This window comes from Pseudomonas hamedanensis, from assembly GCF_014268595.2.
GTDB lineage: Bacteria > Pseudomonadota > Gammaproteobacteria > Pseudomonadales > Pseudomonadaceae > Aquipseudomonas > Aquipseudomonas hamedanensis.
In genome coordinates, this window is sequence record NZ_CP077091.1 from 5,091,739 (window position 1) to 5,108,029 (window position 16,291).

15 protein-coding genes and 1 pseudogene are annotated in these 16,291 nt (G+C 55.5%); 10 read left to right on the forward strand and 6 right to left on the reverse strand.

Annotation, left to right across the window (positions count from 1 at the left end; translation table 11 throughout):
• Positions 1-76: 76 nt before the first annotated feature.
• Positions 77-1,699 carry a methyl-accepting chemotaxis protein gene (locus tag HU739_RS22245; RefSeq protein ID WP_186551486.1) on the reverse strand — a complete coding sequence of 541 codons (1,623 nt, stop codon included), beginning with the start codon at positions 1,697-1,699 and terminating at the stop codon, positions 77-79.
• A gap of 276 nt (positions 1,700-1,975) precedes the next feature.
• Between HU739_RS22245 and HU739_RS22250 the strand changes: the two genes are divergently transcribed.
• Together HU739_RS22250 and HU739_RS22255 are read left to right on the forward strand one after the other, a co-directional pair.
• Complete coding sequence (locus HU739_RS22250; protein ID WP_186551504.1) at positions 1,976-3,004, forward strand: transporter; 1,029 nt, start codon at positions 1,976-1,978, stop codon at positions 3,002-3,004.
• 224 nt (positions 3,005-3,228) lie between these two features.
• Positions 3,229-4,839, forward strand: a complete 1,611-nt coding sequence (locus HU739_RS22255; RefSeq protein WP_186551487.1) for an inorganic phosphate transporter — start codon at positions 3,229-3,231, stop codon at positions 4,837-4,839.
• Between the two features lie 122 nt (positions 4,840-4,961).
• Here HU739_RS22255 and HU739_RS22260 read toward each other — a convergent pair whose 3' ends face one another.
• A complete protein-coding gene (locus HU739_RS22260; RefSeq protein ID WP_186551488.1) occupies positions 4,962-5,858 on the reverse strand; it encodes a LysR family transcriptional regulator in 897 nt (298 codons plus the stop codon).
• A gap of 119 nt (positions 5,859-5,977) precedes the next feature.
• Here HU739_RS22260 and HU739_RS22265 point away from each other — a divergent pair, with 119 nt between their 5' ends.
• Entirely contained in the window at positions 5,978-6,736 is a 759-nt protein-coding gene (locus tag HU739_RS22265) for an SDR family NAD(P)-dependent oxidoreductase (RefSeq protein ID WP_186551489.1), read from the forward strand.
• 123 nt (positions 6,737-6,859) lie between these two features.
• Here HU739_RS22265 and HU739_RS22270 read toward each other — a convergent pair whose 3' ends face one another.
• Positions 6,860-7,297 (reverse strand): multidrug/biocide efflux PACE transporter, encoded by a 438-nt coding sequence (locus HU739_RS22270; RefSeq protein ID WP_186551490.1) that lies wholly within the window; start codon positions 7,295-7,297, stop codon positions 6,860-6,862.
• An 89-nt stretch (positions 7,298-7,386) separates the two neighbouring features.
• On the opposite strand from HU739_RS22270, the gene HU739_RS22275 reads away from it, so the two are divergent.
• Positions 7,387-8,241 carry a LysR family transcriptional regulator gene (locus tag HU739_RS22275; protein ID WP_186551491.1) on the forward strand — a complete coding sequence of 285 codons (855 nt, stop codon included), beginning with the start codon at positions 7,387-7,389 and terminating at the stop codon, positions 8,239-8,241.
• Positions 8,242-8,385: 144 nt separating this feature from the next.
• Here HU739_RS22275 and HU739_RS22280 read toward each other — a convergent pair whose 3' ends face one another.
• From HU739_RS22280 to HU739_RS22290, 3 genes are read right to left on the reverse strand one after another with little or no spacing between them, the layout of a single operon-like run.
• Entirely contained in the window at positions 8,386-9,615 is a 1,230-nt protein-coding gene (locus HU739_RS22280; RefSeq protein WP_186551492.1) for an RNA polymerase sigma factor, read from the reverse strand.
• Positions 9,608-9,952 (reverse strand): YciI family protein, encoded by a 345-nt coding sequence (locus HU739_RS22285; RefSeq protein WP_186551493.1) that lies wholly within the window; start codon positions 9,950-9,952, stop codon positions 9,608-9,610. The genes HU739_RS22280 and HU739_RS22285 overlap by 8 nt, the downstream gene beginning before the upstream one ends.
• A gap of 40 nt (positions 9,953-9,992) precedes the next feature.
• Entirely contained in the window at positions 9,993-10,418 is a 426-nt protein-coding gene (locus HU739_RS22290) for a YybH family protein (protein WP_186551494.1), read from the reverse strand.
• A gap of 142 nt (positions 10,419-10,560) precedes the next feature.
• Here HU739_RS22290 and HU739_RS22295 point away from each other — a divergent pair, with 142 nt between their 5' ends.
• The 6 genes and pseudogenes from HU739_RS22295 (at position 10,561) to HU739_RS22320 (ending at position 16,291) form a co-directional block, all read left to right on the forward strand.
• Entirely contained in the window at positions 10,561-11,046 is a 486-nt protein-coding gene (locus HU739_RS22295) for a GNAT family N-acetyltransferase (protein ID WP_186551495.1), read from the forward strand.
• A gap of 18 nt (positions 11,047-11,064) precedes the next feature.
• Positions 11,065-11,699 (forward strand): annotated as a pseudogene (locus HU739_RS22300) (pyridoxamine 5'-phosphate oxidase family protein).
• A gap of 242 nt (positions 11,700-11,941) precedes the next feature.
• Positions 11,942-13,003, forward strand: coding sequence for a hypothetical protein (locus tag HU739_RS22305; RefSeq protein ID WP_189684544.1), 1,062 nt, complete (start codon positions 11,942-11,944; stop codon positions 13,001-13,003).
• A 32-nt stretch (positions 13,004-13,035) separates the two neighbouring features.
• Positions 13,036-14,367, forward strand: coding sequence for an MATE family efflux transporter (locus HU739_RS22310; RefSeq protein WP_186551497.1), 1,332 nt, complete (start codon positions 13,036-13,038; stop codon positions 14,365-14,367).
• Between the two features lie 32 nt (positions 14,368-14,399).
• A complete protein-coding gene (locus HU739_RS22315; protein WP_186551498.1) occupies positions 14,400-15,458 on the forward strand; it encodes a hypothetical protein in 1,059 nt (352 codons plus the stop codon).
• Complete coding sequence (locus tag HU739_RS22320) at positions 15,455-16,291, forward strand: inositol monophosphatase family protein (protein ID WP_186551499.1); 837 nt, start codon at positions 15,455-15,457, stop codon at positions 16,289-16,291. The genes HU739_RS22315 and HU739_RS22320 overlap by 4 nt, the downstream gene beginning before the upstream one ends.

Here is a 16,291-nt window from a genome sequence, read left to right on the forward strand (position 1 = left end):
TCAGTATTGACTGTTCCACCGCTATCGCGAGCAGGCTCACTCCTACAAAGGGTTGCGCAGACGCTTAGACTCGCAATCAAGCACTCAACCGCGCCGTCACCTCATTCAACTGCCCCGACAAACCGTGCAGATTCTGACTGGCACTCTCGGTGCGCTGCACGTTGTCCAGGTTAGTGCTGGCAATCGCGGTGATTTCAGTCAGGTTGCGCGAGATGTCCTCGGCCACCGAAGTCTGCTCTTCTGCCGCCGTGGCGATTTGACGGTTCATGTCGCGAATCGCTTCCACCGCCAGGGTGATGCGCTCCAGCATCGCTCCGGCCTGCGTCACCTGCTCGACGCTTTCATCGCTGCGCGACTGGCCGCTTTCGATTGCCTGCGCGGCGTCCACCGCCCCCGTCTGCACGTTCTGAATGATCTGGTTGATCTCGATGATCGACTCGGCGGTGCGCTGCGCCAGGTTGCGCACTTCATCGGCGACCACGGCGAAACCACGCCCGGCCTCACCGGCCCGTGCGGCTTCAATCGCCGCGTTGAGCGCCAGCAAATTGGTCTGCTCGGCGATGCCGCGAATCACTTCAAGCACCTTGCCGATACGGCCGCTGTCGGCTTCCAGACGACGGATGACCGTCGCGGTGTTGGCGATCTCGCCACGCATCTGTGTGATAGAGCGAATGGTGGTTTGCATGACCTTTTCACCCTGCTGCGCCGACTGATCGGCATCGTCAGCGGCACGCGCGGCATCGGCGGCGTGACGGGCAACCTCCTGGGCCGTGGCGGACATTTCGTTCATCGCCGTGGCCACTTGATCGGTACGGTTGAACTGCTCGTTGGTGCCGCCGGCCATGGTCGTGGCGATCGCGTTCAACTCGCCACTGGCGCTGTCCAGCTCGCTGGCGCTGCGCTGCAATCGGGTGAAGGTATCGGCAAGGAAATCACGCAGGGTGTTCGCGGCGGCGGCGAGATTACCCAGCTCATCGCGACGGTCGCTGACCACTCGTTCGGCCAGTTCGCCACGGCTCAATCGGCTGACGTAATCAATCAGCTTGCCGATCGGCTCGATCAGATTGCGATTGATCAGCCACAGGCTCAGCAACCCGATCAGCAGACCCGACGCCAGCATCACCAGCAGCCCCAGCCACACCGTACGATCGGCGTTGGCACTGATCAGCGCCGACTGCGCGGTGCCTTGCTTACGCAACTCGGCGACCAGCTCGCTCATTTGCTCGCTGGTGGCACGGTCGAGGCCTTTGACAGCGGCGTCGCCGGCCGCCGCTTCACCACCGGCCGCCACGTAGGCGTCACGGCCCTTCTGGTAAGCGCCGCCCAACTGACGGTGCTCGTCACGCAGACGGTCGATGCGCGTTTTAAGGCTTGGGTCGATGCCCTTCTGGCTGGCGAGTTCGCCGAGCAGGTTCTGCACATCGCGCTGGCGTTCTTCGAACTGGCCCCAGTACTTGGCCAGGTCCGCCGGTTGCTTGCCGCGCAGCAGAACGTTTTTCCATTCCTGCACCTGCACTTTGAATTGCAGGTTGGCCTCATCGATGAGCTGCGAGGTGTGCAGCGGTCCAGCGATCAACTGGCTATAGCTGTGCACGCCGCTGGACAGGAAATGAAAACAGGCCAGCGCGATCAACAGCACCGCCAACAGGCTACCGCTCAGCAGGGCGAGAATTTGCGCTCTCAGGGATTTTTGCAGCATTGCAAGGTACTCAAGACAGGGATGAGACACGCTTCGAACGGGCGTGAAAAAGGGCCGGACTTCCCTGTCGACGAACCTTGGCGAAAGCCAATGGCGCGCAACCTAACGCACCTGAAGTCGGCGCGCCAGAGCGTTTCTTGAGAAACTTCCGACAGTCGGTAACGCTTTGATTTGACGTCATTTTGTTGTCATAAAACGGTCATGTCAGGTTGCGATGATGCCGCACGGGTGAACCTGAAAATCCCGCACCAGACACCCTTCTCGCAGCGAGCCGCCATGAACCACAGCCTCGACATCAGCCATCGCGATCCGGACCTGTTTGGCTTGTTGTACGGCTTTCGTTTTTTGCCCGGCGAGCGTGGCCGTGAAATCGATTCGGCGACCGCGCTGCGCTGCTTGCAGGACGACAACGACCACGACAACGGCGAATTTCTCTGGCTACACCTGAACCTGGCCCATGCCGCGTGTGAGCGCTGGATGAAAAGCCATCTGCAATTGCCCGAGGAGTTCTTCGAAGCGCTGCACGAAGGCTCGCGTTCGACACGCATCGAGCATGTCGATTCGGCGCTGCTGGCGGTGGTCAATGACGTGGTGTTCAACCTCAGCAGCATGGTCTCCTCGGACGTCTCGACGCTGTGGGTCTGTGTGCGCAGCAAGCTGATTGTCAGCGCGCGCCTGCAACCGCTGCACTCGGTGGACAAATTGCGTTCGTCGGTGAAGGCCGGCGAGTGCTTTCGTTCGCCATCCGAACTGCTCGTGCACCTGCTGCGCGATCAGGGCGAAGTGCTGACGCAGATCGTGCGCAAGACCAGCCTCAGCGTCGATCAGGTCGAAGACGAGTTGCTCTCCTCGCGCCTGTCGACCAACCGCGCCGAACTGGGTGCCAATCGTCGCGTGCTGGTGCGCCTGCAGCGGCTGCTGGCGTTGGAGCCGGGTTCATTGCTGCGCCTGCTCAATCGCCCGCCGCCCTGGTTGCAGAAGGAGGACGTAAAGGAACTGCGCAAATCCACCGAGGAGTTCGCGCTGATCATCAACGACCTCACCGCCCTCGGTGAGCGGATCAAACTGTTGCAGGAAGAAATCGCCGCCAACCTCAACGAACAGAGCAACCGCACGCTGTTCACCCTGACCGTGGTGACGGTGCTGGCCTTGCCGATCAACATCATTGCCGGTTTCTTCGGCATGAATGTTGGCGGCGTGCCGCTGTCGCAGGATCCGCACGGGTTCTGGGTGCTGGTTGCGTTGGTGGCGACGTTCACGGTGATTGCCGGGCGCTGGGCGTTTCGCAAGCGTGGGGATTACTAGGGAAAAACCGACCTCTGTTGATCGTTCCCACGCTCTGCGTGGGAACGCATCTGGTGACGCTCTGCGTCACTGGGACGCGGAGCGTCCCGAGCGGCATTCCCACGCGGGAGCGTGGGAACGATCGGTCAGACTAATCAGGCAAACACTGACCTGACGCAGTCTCTCTGTAACATTCTGCAACGATCATGGGCGACATTCCTTCCCTCGCTCAGGATTGTCCGCGCATGGCTACTCCCTCCCTGACCGCCAGCCCCGCCACCGCCAGCGGCAGGCCGGCCCTCGACAAGAAACCCGGTCCGTTCACCTATGTGGTGTTTTTCGCCGTGCTCGCCATGGGCATGCTGTTTACCGCTTACAGCCTGATGCACGACATGCACGAGCTGGGCACGGTGGTCACCACCTGGACGCCGTTTCTGCTGCTCGGTGTGGCGTTGCTGATTGCGCTGGGCTTTGAGTTCGTCAACGGCTTCCACGACACCGCCAACGCCGTGGCAACGGTGATCTACACCCACTCGCTGCCGCCGAATGTTGCCGTGGTCTGGTCGGGGTTCTTCAATTTTCTCGGGGTGCTGCTGTCGAGCGGTGCGGTGGCGTTCGGCATCATCGCGCTGCTGCCGGTGGAGCTGATTCTGCAGGTCGGTTCGTCCGCCGGTTTCGCGATGATTTTCGCCCTGCTGATCGCGGCGATCCTGTGGAATCTCGGCACCTGGTGGCTGGGCTTGCCGGCGTCGTCTTCGCACACCTTGATCGGCTCGATCATCGGCGTCGGCGTGGCCAACGCCTTGATGCATGGCCGCGACGGCACCAGCGGCGTGGACTGGGCACAGGCGACCAAAATCGGCTACGCGCTGCTGCTGTCGCCGCTGGTGGGTTTCGGCTGCGCGGCGCTGTTGCTGCTGGCGTTGCGTGCGTTTGTGAAGAATCGCGCGCTGTACAAGGCCCCCGAAGGCAACACGCCGCCGCCGTGGTGGATTCGCGGTTTGCTGATCGTCACGTGTACTGGTGTGTCGTTCGCCCACGGGTCCAACGACGGCCAGAAAGGCATGGGCCTGATCATGCTGATTCTGGTCGGCACGCTGCCAATGGCCTACGCATTGAACCGCACCATGCCGGAAGAACAATCGCTGCAATTTGCCGCCGTGGCGCAAGTCACCCAACAAGCGCTGGTGAAAAGTGCCCCGCTGCCGGCGCCTGCCGATCCGCGTCCGATTCTCTCCGATTACGTACGCAGCAAGGAGCCCACGCCGCAACTGATCCCCGCCCTAGCCGCCCTGACCGGGCACATCGGCGAGCAAGTCAAAGGCTACGGCTCGCTGGCGAAAGTCCCGGCCGAAGCCATGGGCAACGTGCGCAACGACATGTACCTGGCGAGCGAAAGCATTCGCCTGATGGACAAAAACAAGGTCGGTAACTTCGACGCCGATACCGCCAACAAGCTGCAACTGTTCAAACAACAGATCGACAACGCCACGCGGTTTATTCCGCTGTGGGTGAAAATCGCCGTGGCCATCGCGCTGGGGCTCGGCACCATGGTTGGCTGGAAGCGCATTGTCGTGACCGTCGGCGAGAAGATCGGCAAGACCCACCTGACCTATGCGCAAGGTGCATCGGCGGAAACCGTGGCGATGCTGACCATTGGTGCGGCGGACATGTTCGGTTTGCCGGTGTCGACTACGCACGTGTTGTCTTCGGGTGTAGCGGGAACCATGGTTGCCAATGGCGGCGGCTTGCAGATGCGCACGATCCGCAATTTATTGATGGCGTGGGTGTTGACGCTGCCTGCGGCGATTCTGTTGTCGGGCAGCTTGTATTGGCTGTTCACCCAGATTTTCTGACCCGGCGCCGGCCCCTGTAGGAGTGAGCCTGCTCGCGATAGCGGTGTGTCAGACGAATTAATGTTGACTGACACACCGCTATCGCGAGCAGGCTCACTCCTACAATGGATTCACGTTGTTGATTAGAGCGTCGAACGAACGACATCGCTCAGCCAATCCATAAACACCCGCACCCGCAACGGCAAATGCCGTTGCCGCGCATACAGCAGCGAGATCGCCATCGGCGGCGCGGTGTATTGCGCCAGCACGCTCAGCAATTCGCCGTTCTCCAGATGCGGCTGCATGCCGGTGCGCGGCACTTGGGTCAGGCCGAAACCGCCCAGGCAGGCCGCTTCGTAGGCGTCGGTGCTGTTGACCGTGATGCTGCCGGCCATTGCCACCCGCCGCACCTCGCCGCCCGCCTCGTAGACGAAGCCTTCAGAACGTGAACCCAGCACGCCGACGTAATGCACCAGCCGATGCTGCGCCAGGTCTTCCAGGGTCTGCGGCACGCCGTAACGCTCCAGATACCCGGGGCTGGCGCAGTTGACCATGGGGAAATCGCCGAGATGCCGGGCGACGACGGATTGGTCAGGCTGCGCACCGATGCGTAACACGCAATCGAACCCCTCAGCGAGCAGATCCACGCGGCGATCAGTGCTGCTGATTTCCAGTTGCAGGTTCGGGTGACGGTCCATGAACTGCGGCAGGCGCGGCATGATCAACCGACGCGCGAGAATGTTCGGCATGTCGACGCGAATGCGTCCGGTCAATGAAGCTTCGTCCTGACGGAACAGCCCTTCGATTTCGTCCATGTGCGAGAGCAAATCCTTGCTGCGCTCATACAGCACCAGACCATCCTGAGTCGCCTGCACCTTGCGCGTGGTGCGTTGCAGCAGACGCGTGCCGAGCAAGGTTTCGAGTGCCTGCACCTGCTCGGATACCGTGGAGCGCGGCAGGCCGAGGCTTTCGCCGGCCAGGGTAAAACTCGACAGTTCGCTGACCCGCACAAAGGTGCGCAGCAGTTCCAGTTTGTTCATGTGGGTCTCGGTGATTGTTCGGCTGAGCCGATCAGTGATTCCGCTTTCGCTGTGTTTATCACCTCAGGGCGGATAAATAAACTTCTTCCCATCGCCACTCAATACTCGAGGAAGTCAGCATGAATCGCAAAATTGCATTGATCACCGGCGCCAGTCGTGGCTTGGGCCGAAGCGCTGCCCTGCACCTCGCCGCCCAAGGCATCGACATCATCGGCACTTACCACAGCCGCGCCGACGAGGCCCAGGCGCTGGTTGTTGAATTGCAGGCGCTCGGCGCCAGCGCGGCGATGCTGCAACTGGACGTCGGCCACAGCGAACACTTCGCCGCGTTTGCCGCACAGGTTGAAAAGACACTGGAGCAAACTTTCCAGCGTCAGCGCTTCGATTTCCTGATCAACAATGCCGGCATCGGCGTGCACGCGTTGTTCAGCGAAACCACCCCGGAGCAGTTCGACTTGCTGATGAACGTTCAGTTGAAAGGGCCGTTCTTCCTGACCCAGCAACTGCTTCCGCTGATCAATGATGGCGGCCGGATTATCAATATCTCCAGCGGCCTGACCCGCTTCAGCCTGCCCGGTTACGGCGCCTACGCGGCGATGAAGGGGGCGATGGAAGTTCTGACCCGGTATCAGGCCAAGGAATTGGGCGCGCGGCAGATTGGCGTGAATATCCTTGCGCCGGGCGCGATTGAAACCGACTTTGGCGGCGGTACAGTGCGCGATAACAGCGCGGTGAACGCGATGGTTGCCAGCAATACCGCGCTGGGTCGCGTCGGTCAGCCGGACGATATTGGCGGCGCACTGGCGTTGTTGTTGTCGCCGGGCGGACAGTGGATCAATGGCCAGCGGGTCGAAGCGTCCGGCGGCATGTTTCTCTGACTTTATGCACGATGACTAACCTTTGTGGCGAGGGGATTTATCCCCGCTGGGCTGCATAGCAGACCCGACTTTGGGGCCGCTCCGCAGCCCAACGGGGATAAATCCCCTCGCCACAGGTTTACCTCAGCTTTCACAAGCGCGGCGTGCCATGAAGCGCTCACGCAGCACGTCATAGCCCCAGTGATAGACATAGGTGTACGGCAGGAAAAACAGCAGCACGCCGATGTCGAGCAAAAACGCCTGCCACAGGCTGACCGACAGCCATGCGGCAATCAGCGGCACGCCCATCACGATCAACCCGCCTTCAAACAGTAACGCGTGAACCACGCGGACCCAGGCGTTATGCGCCACGTTCATACGCGCCAGCGCGCGGTCGAAAAAGCGGTTGAACACCACGTTCCAGGCCAGCGCCAGCAGGGCGATCAACACAGTCACCGCGCCCATGTCGAGCAACGGCTTTTGCATGATCCACGCCAGCAACGGGGTGCAGATGAGGATCGCGAGAAACTCGAAACCAACCGCCTGAAAAACACGTTCGGTGAGGGACTTTTGGGCAGTCATTGCCTGACTCCTTGCTGGAAGATGGTTGCCATGATCCGCCCGGACACCGATACTTCATAGTCAGTAACCATCGATCAAGGCGATACTTCATGGCTTCGCAAGAAGTGCTGTTGGCGTTTGTGCAAGCGGCGACGCAAGGCTCGTTCTCCGCAGCGGCGCGCAAGTTGGGGCGCAGTCAGTCGACCATCAGCGCGGCGGTCGCAAGCCTTGAGATCGATCTGGATTTGCAGCTGTTCGATCGCAGCAGCCGCAAGCCGACCCTGACGCCGGCCGGCCATGTGATGCTGCAAAAAGCCGAGGCGATTCTGGACGCCATCAATCGCCTGGAGATGAGCGCACGGCAGCTGTCTCAAGGCGTAGAGCCAAAACTCACCGTGGCGATTTCCGACACCTATCAGTCGTACCGCTTTGAGGCGGCACTGGTGGGTTTCGAGCAGCGCTATCCGGAGCTTGAGCTGGAATGTTTGATTGCCGAATGCGATGACTTGATCGAACTGGTCCAGCGCGGCCGCGCGCATCTGGCCTTTGCCGAGATGCAGGACAACTACCCGCCCGATCTGGTGACCTCGACGGTGGCCGAGCGCACCGAGATCGCCTTGTTCGTCAATCGCGAGCATCCGTTGGCGCGGCTTGAGCAGGTCGATCAACAGATCCTTGAGCAACATCGTGAGCTGCGTCTGGCGACCATCGTCAACCCCTACGACAGTCGCGGCAAAGGCCGTGTGTGGTCGGCGCCGAGCTATCTGATGTTGCTGGAGATGGCGGAAAAAGGCTTTGGCTGGGCGCCGTTGCCGAGGTGGCTGGTGCAGCGTTATGCCAACGATTTGCTGATAGAGCTCGATGTGCGCGGCTGGCCGAAACCGGTGTTTGTCGATGCCTTGTGGTCACGGCTGTATCCGCCGGGGCCGGCGGGGAGCTGGTTGCTCAGCAAGATGCTTGAATGAGCGGCGCTGCCATTCGCGAGCAGGCTCGCTCCCACCCTTGAGTGCGATCACCAGTGGGAGCGAGCCTCCCAAAATTGAAATGCGATCAACTGTGGGAGCGGGCTTGCTCGCGAAGAGGCCGGCCCTGCAGTTAAAGAATTCAGATCAATCCAGTTCCCTCAGTCGCCCCTCGATAAACCGCCGCTCCGGCTCCAGCCGCGTCAGTTGCAACGCCCGCTGATACGCCGCCCGCGCCTCTTCCACCCGCCCCAACTGCCGACAGAACTCTGCCCGCGCCGAATGCGCCAGGTGATAATCCTGCAATTCTCCGCGTCCCAGAATCCCTTCAATCAACAACAACCCGGCCAACGCCCCATCACGCTTGGCCACCGCCACCGCGCGGTTCAACTCGATCACCGGTGACGGCACCGCCCGCAGCAATACGTCATACAGCCCGACGATCTGCTGCCAGTCGGTTTGCGCCGCCGAAGACGCTTCGGCATGCACCGCAGCGATTGCCGCCTGCAAGCAATACGGCCCGAACCGCCGCGTGCTCAGTGCCCGTTCAACCAGCGCGCAGCCCTCGGCCATCAACCCGGCGTCCCACAACGAGCGATCCTGATCATCCAGCAGCACCAGCTCGCCACCGGGTGAAGTGCGCGCCGGGCGACGCGATTCGTGCAACAGCATCAACGCCAGCAGCCCCATCACTTCCGGTTCTGGCAGCAGCTCCATGAGCAAGCGCCCCAGCCGAATGGCTTCGCGAGTCAGCTCATCGCGGGTCAGTTCGGCGCCGACCGACGCCGAATAGCCTTCGTTGAACACCAGATAAATCACCCGTAACACGCTGTCGAGGCGCTCGGGCAGTTCGCTCAGGCCGGGGACTTGATAAGGGATTTTCGCGTCGCGAATCTTGGCTTTCGCACGGACGATGCGCTGGGCAATCGCCGCCGGTGCCGAGAGGAAAGCCCGGGCAATTTCTTCGGTGGTCAGGTCGCAGACTTCGCGCAAGGTCAGCGGCACCTGCGCATCCGCCGCCAGCGCCGGGTGGCAGCAGGTGAAGATCAGCCGCAAGCGATCGTCTTCCACATCCTCACCACTCCAGTCGGCCTGTTCGAGCTCTTCCAGTTGCGCCAGCAACAACGGCTGCGACGCCTTGAACCGCGCACGCCGACGCAACACATCAATGGCCTTGAACCGTCCCGTGGAGACCAGCCAGGTACGCGGATTATCCGGCACGCCGTCGCGCTGCCAACGTTCGACCGCGACGAAGAACGCCTCGTGCAAGGCCTCTTCAGCAAGGTCGAAATCACCGAGCAGGCGAATCAGTGTCGCCAGAATCCGCCGCGAGTCTTCGCGATAGACCTGCTCGACGCGCGCCCGGACCTCAGACATTCAACTGCCGCACCGGGCGCACTTCAACGCTGCCAACCCGGGCCGCCGGAATGTTGCCGGCGACCTGGATGGCTTCGTTAAGGTCCTTGGCGTCGATCAGGTAGAAACCGGCCAGTTGCTCCTTGGTTTCGGCGAACGGGCCATCGGTGATCGACAGCTTGCCGTTGTGCATCCGTACCGTGGTCGCGGTCTGCACCGACTCCAGCGCTTCGGCGGCGATCATCCGCCCGCTGCCCTGGATCGACTCGGCATAGGCCCAGCACTCGGCGTCTTCCGGACTGTCGGGCGAGGTGTGCAGCAGGCGCTCGTCGCTGTAGACCAGGCATAGGTATTTCATGGCGTTCTCCTGATTCGAACGGATCAACTATGGCTGAAGATCAGGGTTGCACATCGAACAGCGTCGCGCCGCTCATCGGATCGAACGGTGCCGACCAGTGTTCATGGACAATTTTCCACGCTCCGCCAACCTGCCGATAACAGGCGGTGACGCGCATCCAGCAGCTCTGGGTTTCGCCCTTGTCGTTGGTGCCGCCGCAGTTGGCGACCCAATGGGCGAAGGCGATGTTGTCGGCGCTCTCGATCGCCATTTCGTGGAACTCGAAAACGTGCGGGCCGGGGCACATTTCCATGCAATCGACCCAGTGCGCGCGGTAGGCCGCCTTGCCCTTGAATTGCAGGGCCTTGATCGCGTCGAACGAAACGATGTCGTCGGCGTACAACGCCATGACTTTCTCGACGTCCTTGGCCATCACGGCTTCGCGGTACGTATCGATCAGGGTCTGGATTTCGGTGTATGCGCTCATGGTGTTCTCCGTGGTTTTTGTTGGGAAGACACCCTTAGTCGTTTGCCCTTCTTGCGGATCGACAGGCCAAACAAAATAAATTCGCGCGGGACAAAATCGCTAGAATCGGATGCTCACTCTTTGTAGGAAAAAGGAAATTCCCGTGTCAGCCCAACTCGTGCCCTACGACAGCCTTAGCCCGTTACAGCGTCAGCAAGTCGAGGCGATTGAAATCCACGCCGAGCAGATCAAGTTTTCCGGCGATATCCACGGCGCCTTGCACACGCTGCAGTCGAAACCCGGCCCCGGCGTGAAGGGTTTTGCCTTGTTGGCGCAAGACGTGCCGGTGGCCTTCCTGCTGCTCAAGCGCCCGCCGGTGTTACCGGAATGGGCCAACGAGCACAGCGCCACATTGCATGCGCTGCAGGTCGATCGCCGGGCGCAGGGCAAGGGCTATGGCAAGGCCTGCCTGCAAGCGCTGCCCGAGGTTGCGCGACAAGCGTGGCCGGAAATCAAGGGTCTGGAATTGTCGGTGGATGCCGACAATGAAGCGGCGATTGCGCTCTACGCCAAGCACGGCTACGTCGACAGCGGCGAAGCGTACAAGGGTCGAATCGGCTACGAGCGGCGCATGGGCCTGCTGTTCTGACTCGTTGAGGGATGCACGATGATTGATTCGATCCAAGCGCTGGAAGCCATTTACGGCTTGCCCCACGAGCGCGCCGTACGCAAGCAGATCAGCTTTCTCAACGATGACTATCAGGCGATGGTACGCCTGTCGCCGCTGGTGATCGTCAGTTCAGTGGGGGCCGATGGCCTGGATAATTCGCCACGCGGCGACAAGCCCGGTTTTGTCCGGATCCTTGATGAGCGCACCCTGGCCCTGCCGGACCGCCCGGGCAACAACCGCATCGATACCCTGCGCAATGTGCTGCACGATCCGCGCGTGTCGTTGCTGTTCATCATTCCCGGGATTGGCGAGACGTTGCGGGTCAATGGCACGGCAACCATCAGCGATGAACCGGCGTTGCTGGAAAGCTTCGCAGTGAATGGCAAACCGGCGAAAACCGTGTTGCTGGTCACGGTAGAAGCGGCATTCTTTCATTGCTCGAAAGCGTTTGTGCGCTCGAATGCGTGGAATCCCGAGACGCACGTACCACGCTCCGCCCTGCCCTCTGCCGGCGCGTTTCACAAGCGCCTTAATGACGCGAGTTCGACGCAGAAAGCTACGACCGGGAAGCGCCGAAACGGGTGCGTGATAGCCTCTTTGAAAAAAGGTCTCATGATCTCTTACCGGACTAAGTTCTGGTCCTGTAAGAGTTATCCCACAAGCAAATCCAAAATCATTTCAAACAGAGAAACCCCTGTCAGTAAATTCTGATTTTCATCCTAGATATTGACGCTTCACTGTCAAACACTCTAGGTTTTTAGTCATGAGCAAGTTTATTAAATAGCCAAGAACCGATGTCTATTCGAACATTGACGCCCAACGCGAAGACGAATACTTAAATCACTGCGCCGCTCCATTTTAAAGAGAGGACAATATGATAGACACTCTAATAAAGACTTCAAAGTCAAAAATAACAGACAATGAGATAATCATACTCGATGGAAAAATCTCTATCCCGAAAAGCTATCTCCGAGAGAAAGCATCTTTAGAACCGACAAGCATCCTGATTATTTCTGGCTCTTTAATCGAGGGCATCGGAACAATTCATTCCGACATCGACTGCATTATACTCTGCGACGAACGACCCAAAGCTTGCAACATTAAAGACACCGAACACGCGTTTGTCACGGACGAGCATTATCGTCACATTACAAAAAACGAAACAGTTCACAACACAACCGACTTCTACGGCGATACGAGCATCCACATCGACGCCGACTACATCACCTTCTCAGAAATGGAAGACATATATAACAAAATCAACAAAGCATTTGACGAAGTGATTTCTGATCAGCGTTTTCTATATAGCCCTGTACTCACAAATACAGAGAACAACATCGTTCACCGTTCTATTATTGGACATGCAATTACCAACGAAGAAAAATTTGACTCATTAAAATCGCAAATTCCTCTAAAAAAACACATCTACATTGCACATCGCGAAAAGCTTCCTGTCTTTTATGCATTCCAGGATATTCAAGGCTGTTGGCAGTCAGGAAATCTATGGATGGGCTGCGAGATAGCTAGGGACATGATGCTAAAAACATCCATGAGTTTCACCTACCTCACTGGTACGTCGAACAAGCATTACAAGTGGGTCTACTCAAACATGTATCGAATTGAGGGATTCGACGCCATCAAAAATAAGTTTTTCGATTTGGCCAGGCAAGGAGCAACTACAGAGACAGAATGCAGATCCTACATCCAAGAGATTTTGGAGTACATGGACTTGGTATTTCTGGCAATCGAAGGCCTTCTAAAAACAATAGATATCTATCCAACGACAAAAACGTCCCTTGCCGCACTTGACAAAGAATTCAATGAGCGCAAACAAACCAAGCATAAAACATCTGTGTGCGAGTACTACTTTAGGAAAAAATACTTTGCTGCTTCCCAGACTCCTCCGCTAACGACATTGCTTAAAGAGTGGGACTAACCCCTCCTGCAACGCCACAGACGAGCCCTGTTATGGAAGTACTTAAATTATCTGTACCGCTGATGCTTTCCAGATTGGGAGATATGACAGGGTCACTGATTTTTTTCTCCTTTATAGGCCATTACATTGTCGACTCTCTGAGTACAGCATCATTCGCTTTGGCTTCAACATCTTTTCTGACAGTTGTGGGCATCGGATTCTTTTCTAAAACATTAGTAATCGTTGCAGGCGCTACCGATTTAAATACCACCAGCATAAAGTCAGAAATAACCACATCATTTAATCTTGCAATTTTTTATGGGCTGTTAATTCCAGTCACGATATTTCTAGCGGGTAAATTTTTTTTAGAACTGGACACCAAACCCAGTAACCTAGAAGACTTCAAAATACTTTTAACACTTTCGATTTCGCTGCCTGCCGTATTTCTACAGGTCACCATTTTCAACATCTATAACGGCATGAGAAAAACGCAATATGAACTCACTTACACATGGCTATTGAATAGCGCACTCGCATTGACATGCGTCGCACTCACAAACATAGAGCCAGGAATAAATTTATCCGACTTCATCATCACATACGTTTGCCTGCGTTACGTATTCTCATGCGCAGCGCTGGTCTTTTTCAGAACCACAATGAACAGACACTTTAAAAATCCTCTACCCCACAAGATCTCAAAAAGTGATTATCTAAAATACACGATTAACGGCATCCCTATGGCACTGTGCTTTGGCAGCGAAAGCCTGCTTTTCTTTTTACTTTCTCTAATATCGAAACAAATAAATGACATCAGCCTTTCTGCATACCAAGCTTCTATCCACGCAGCCAGCATCATATATATGATTTCTATAGGAATAGGAAATGCTGCAGGCATAATCACTGCACGCCATTACGCCACAAAGGATATCCAAGAAATTTCAGAAACTTTCCTACTGGCTATCGGGCTTGGACTGCTCATACTGACACCCGTCCTAGTGTCGTTTTTTTTGTTTAATAAAAATATCGCTCTAATCTACACATCCGACACAGCGACGAGGATTCTCATAGAAAACAACATCATTATCTCAATACCTTTTTTAGTATTTGAGTTCATTTTCGTTGTCACCAGATTGACTTTGAGAAGCATGAACGATTTTTGGATACCCACAATAATGACAATACTGACACTAAACATTTTTGGTGTGCTTTCTTCAGCAACCCTCTTATTACTGTACGAACACAACGTGCACTCAATATTCCTGGCGTTAGTACTATGCTCATTTACTTTAATGTTTCTTTTACTCTGGAGATTAAGGCGCACATTAAAATACGCATCAAAAAACCTCTGCATTGAAGAAAACCTATGCCGACCAAAACAGCGCTGACCTTTCCAAAATAGTTTTGCGAGGATCGACCAATGAGACAAACCTATTCATTTATCAACACAAAAAATCAGCAGTCAACTTTGACAACGATAATTAGCGAGCATCATGCCTGGCGAACATTGAGTGGATTACAAACGACCGACTATTACGCATACCGCACCGCATTACTTAATGGGTGTCATCTTCAACGTGCTTTATTCGAACTACGCCACCCGGAGGTAATGATTTGTGACTTGAGCAATCTTGAGCAGATTTTTAATGACATGTCTGACTTACAAATAGTAAAAACCTGGCATCAAATAAACTCAGCCATTAATCAATCAAAATTTGAAGGCATGCGCAAAATATTAGGCGATGGCCTATCACCGGAAATAGCTGTTTCTGGGCCAAGCAAGCAAAAGCTCCTCGATTTTAAAAATGAGTTAATCGAAAAAATCCTACCGAAGTTGATGGAACAGAAACAATCCTCACACACCCAATCAACGAAGCGTGGTATATCGAAAAACAGATTACTCACAGACACTAATGATGACACCATTAATTTTCACAACCGCTTCTGCGCATTTTACAGTGCCTACATATCACATGAGCATTGGGACAATTGCATTACGTTGAACACTCGATATATTTACGAAGACCATCCAGTCTGGCATAAAATCAAAACACTATCCAAGAACAAGCTATTTTTATTATCAGCCGGACTACCTATTGCTCTAGGGTATCTCGCGGCAACTGGAGATGAAAAGATATTCTTTTCAGAAATTCATCGACAAAACGACGCAAATTTACTGACGCGCGACGGTGAGTTTTTGGATATTTTCCCTCACAAAGAAATAACAAATGAGCCTTGGTTGATTATAGACAAGTCATATACAGGCGGTAGCCTCAGGCAAGCTGGGAATATGATCAGAAAAATAATCGGTTATAAAGCCGAGGTAAAAACTCTCGCATTGTTCCCGAAAACTTTTAGCGCATTCATGAGCTCGGATTATGCCGTTTACGGAGGAAAACTATTTGAAGTGAGGCTCTACGCATCACGTCTAAACAGAGAAACCTGGCACACACAACTCATATCTGAGCAACCAACATGAGAGCTTTATTCAGAGATGAACATGTTTCTGAACTGGAAGAATGCCTCTACACGGCCAGGAAGCAACTACGTCGTTATTGGGCTGGAACGCTCGCGTGCTTACCTGACTACGACATACCACAAGACAAGTGGATAAACGTCCAAACACAATCAGACTTAGATTGTCAATCTATATTATTTGAATGTCTTTCAAATATCAGTTTCAAGCTCACAATATACTCGGAAGAAACTGACAACTTCAGCAGCACCGATGAAAGCGAAGAGTTTTCACTTCTTATTGACCCATTAGACGCTACGCACAACGCAGTTCTTGGCTTCCCTGGCTACACATCAAGCGTGGCACTTTATCACGAAGGCGCATATATATTTGGATGGGTGTATGACCTATCAAGAGATTTGGTGTACACGGCGGCATTAAACGAGGGAGCGTATCTGCAGTCCTCGATAATTGTTAAAAGACTTAAGACACGCACCACCCACTGCCTAACAGATATGAGAGTTTCATTACATCGCCCCAAAGACGTTCGGGAGAGATCCAGAATTGAAAAAATAATATGGTCCGCGGCGAAGGTTCGAGTTTATTCCTGTTCCTCATTGGAAATCTGCCTTATTGCTGCCGGAGTTCTTGATGCTTTTATTGACGTAGGCGCACCCGGACACGAACGAAGTTGTGATATTGCCGCAGCAGAGTTGATACTCAGAGAGGCGGGTGGCGCATTGTTCGACGACAAAGGTGGTATCAGAAGCAGTCTCCCCCCTTCAAAAACATCGCTATCGGACAACGGAACGTTAATAGCCGTATCCACGAAAGAACTTATACAATTACTTCTATAA

Coding starts and splice junctions, on each gene's coding strand:
- HU739_RS22245 (WP_186551486.1), bottom strand. CDS start 1,699: ATGCTGCAAAAATCCCTGAGAGCGCAAATTCTCGCCCTGCTGAGCGGT.
- HU739_RS22250 (WP_186551504.1), top strand. CDS start 1,976: ATGAACCACAGCCTCGACATCAGCCATCGCGATCCGGACCTGTTTGGC.
- HU739_RS22255 (WP_186551487.1), top strand. CDS start 3,229: ATGGCTACTCCCTCCCTGACCGCCAGCCCCGCCACCGCCAGCGGCAGG.
- HU739_RS22260 (WP_186551488.1), bottom strand. CDS start 5,858: ATGAACAAACTGGAACTGCTGCGCACCTTTGTGCGGGTCAGCGAACTG.
- HU739_RS22265 (WP_186551489.1), top strand. CDS start 5,978: ATGAATCGCAAAATTGCATTGATCACCGGCGCCAGTCGTGGCTTGGGC.
- HU739_RS22270 (WP_186551490.1), bottom strand. CDS start 7,297: ATGACTGCCCAAAAGTCCCTCACCGAACGTGTTTTTCAGGCGGTTGGT.
- HU739_RS22275 (WP_186551491.1), top strand. CDS start 7,387: ATGGCTTCGCAAGAAGTGCTGTTGGCGTTTGTGCAAGCGGCGACGCAA.
- HU739_RS22280 (WP_186551492.1), bottom strand. CDS start 9,615: ATGTCTGAGGTCCGGGCGCGCGTCGAGCAGGTCTATCGCGAAGACTCG.
- HU739_RS22285 (WP_186551493.1), bottom strand. CDS start 9,952: ATGAAATACCTATGCCTGGTCTACAGCGACGAGCGCCTGCTGCACACC.
- HU739_RS22290 (WP_186551494.1), bottom strand. CDS start 10,418: ATGAGCGCATACACCGAAATCCAGACCCTGATCGATACGTACCGCGAA.
- HU739_RS22305 (WP_189684544.1), top strand. CDS start 11,942: ATGATAGACACTCTAATAAAGACTTCAAAGTCAAAAATAACAGACAAT.
- HU739_RS22310 (WP_186551497.1), top strand. CDS start 13,036: ATGGAAGTACTTAAATTATCTGTACCGCTGATGCTTTCCAGATTGGGA.
- HU739_RS22315 (WP_186551498.1), top strand. CDS start 14,400: ATGAGACAAACCTATTCATTTATCAACACAAAAAATCAGCAGTCAACT.
- HU739_RS22320 (WP_186551499.1), top strand. CDS start 15,455: ATGAGAGCTTTATTCAGAGATGAACATGTTTCTGAACTGGAAGAATGC.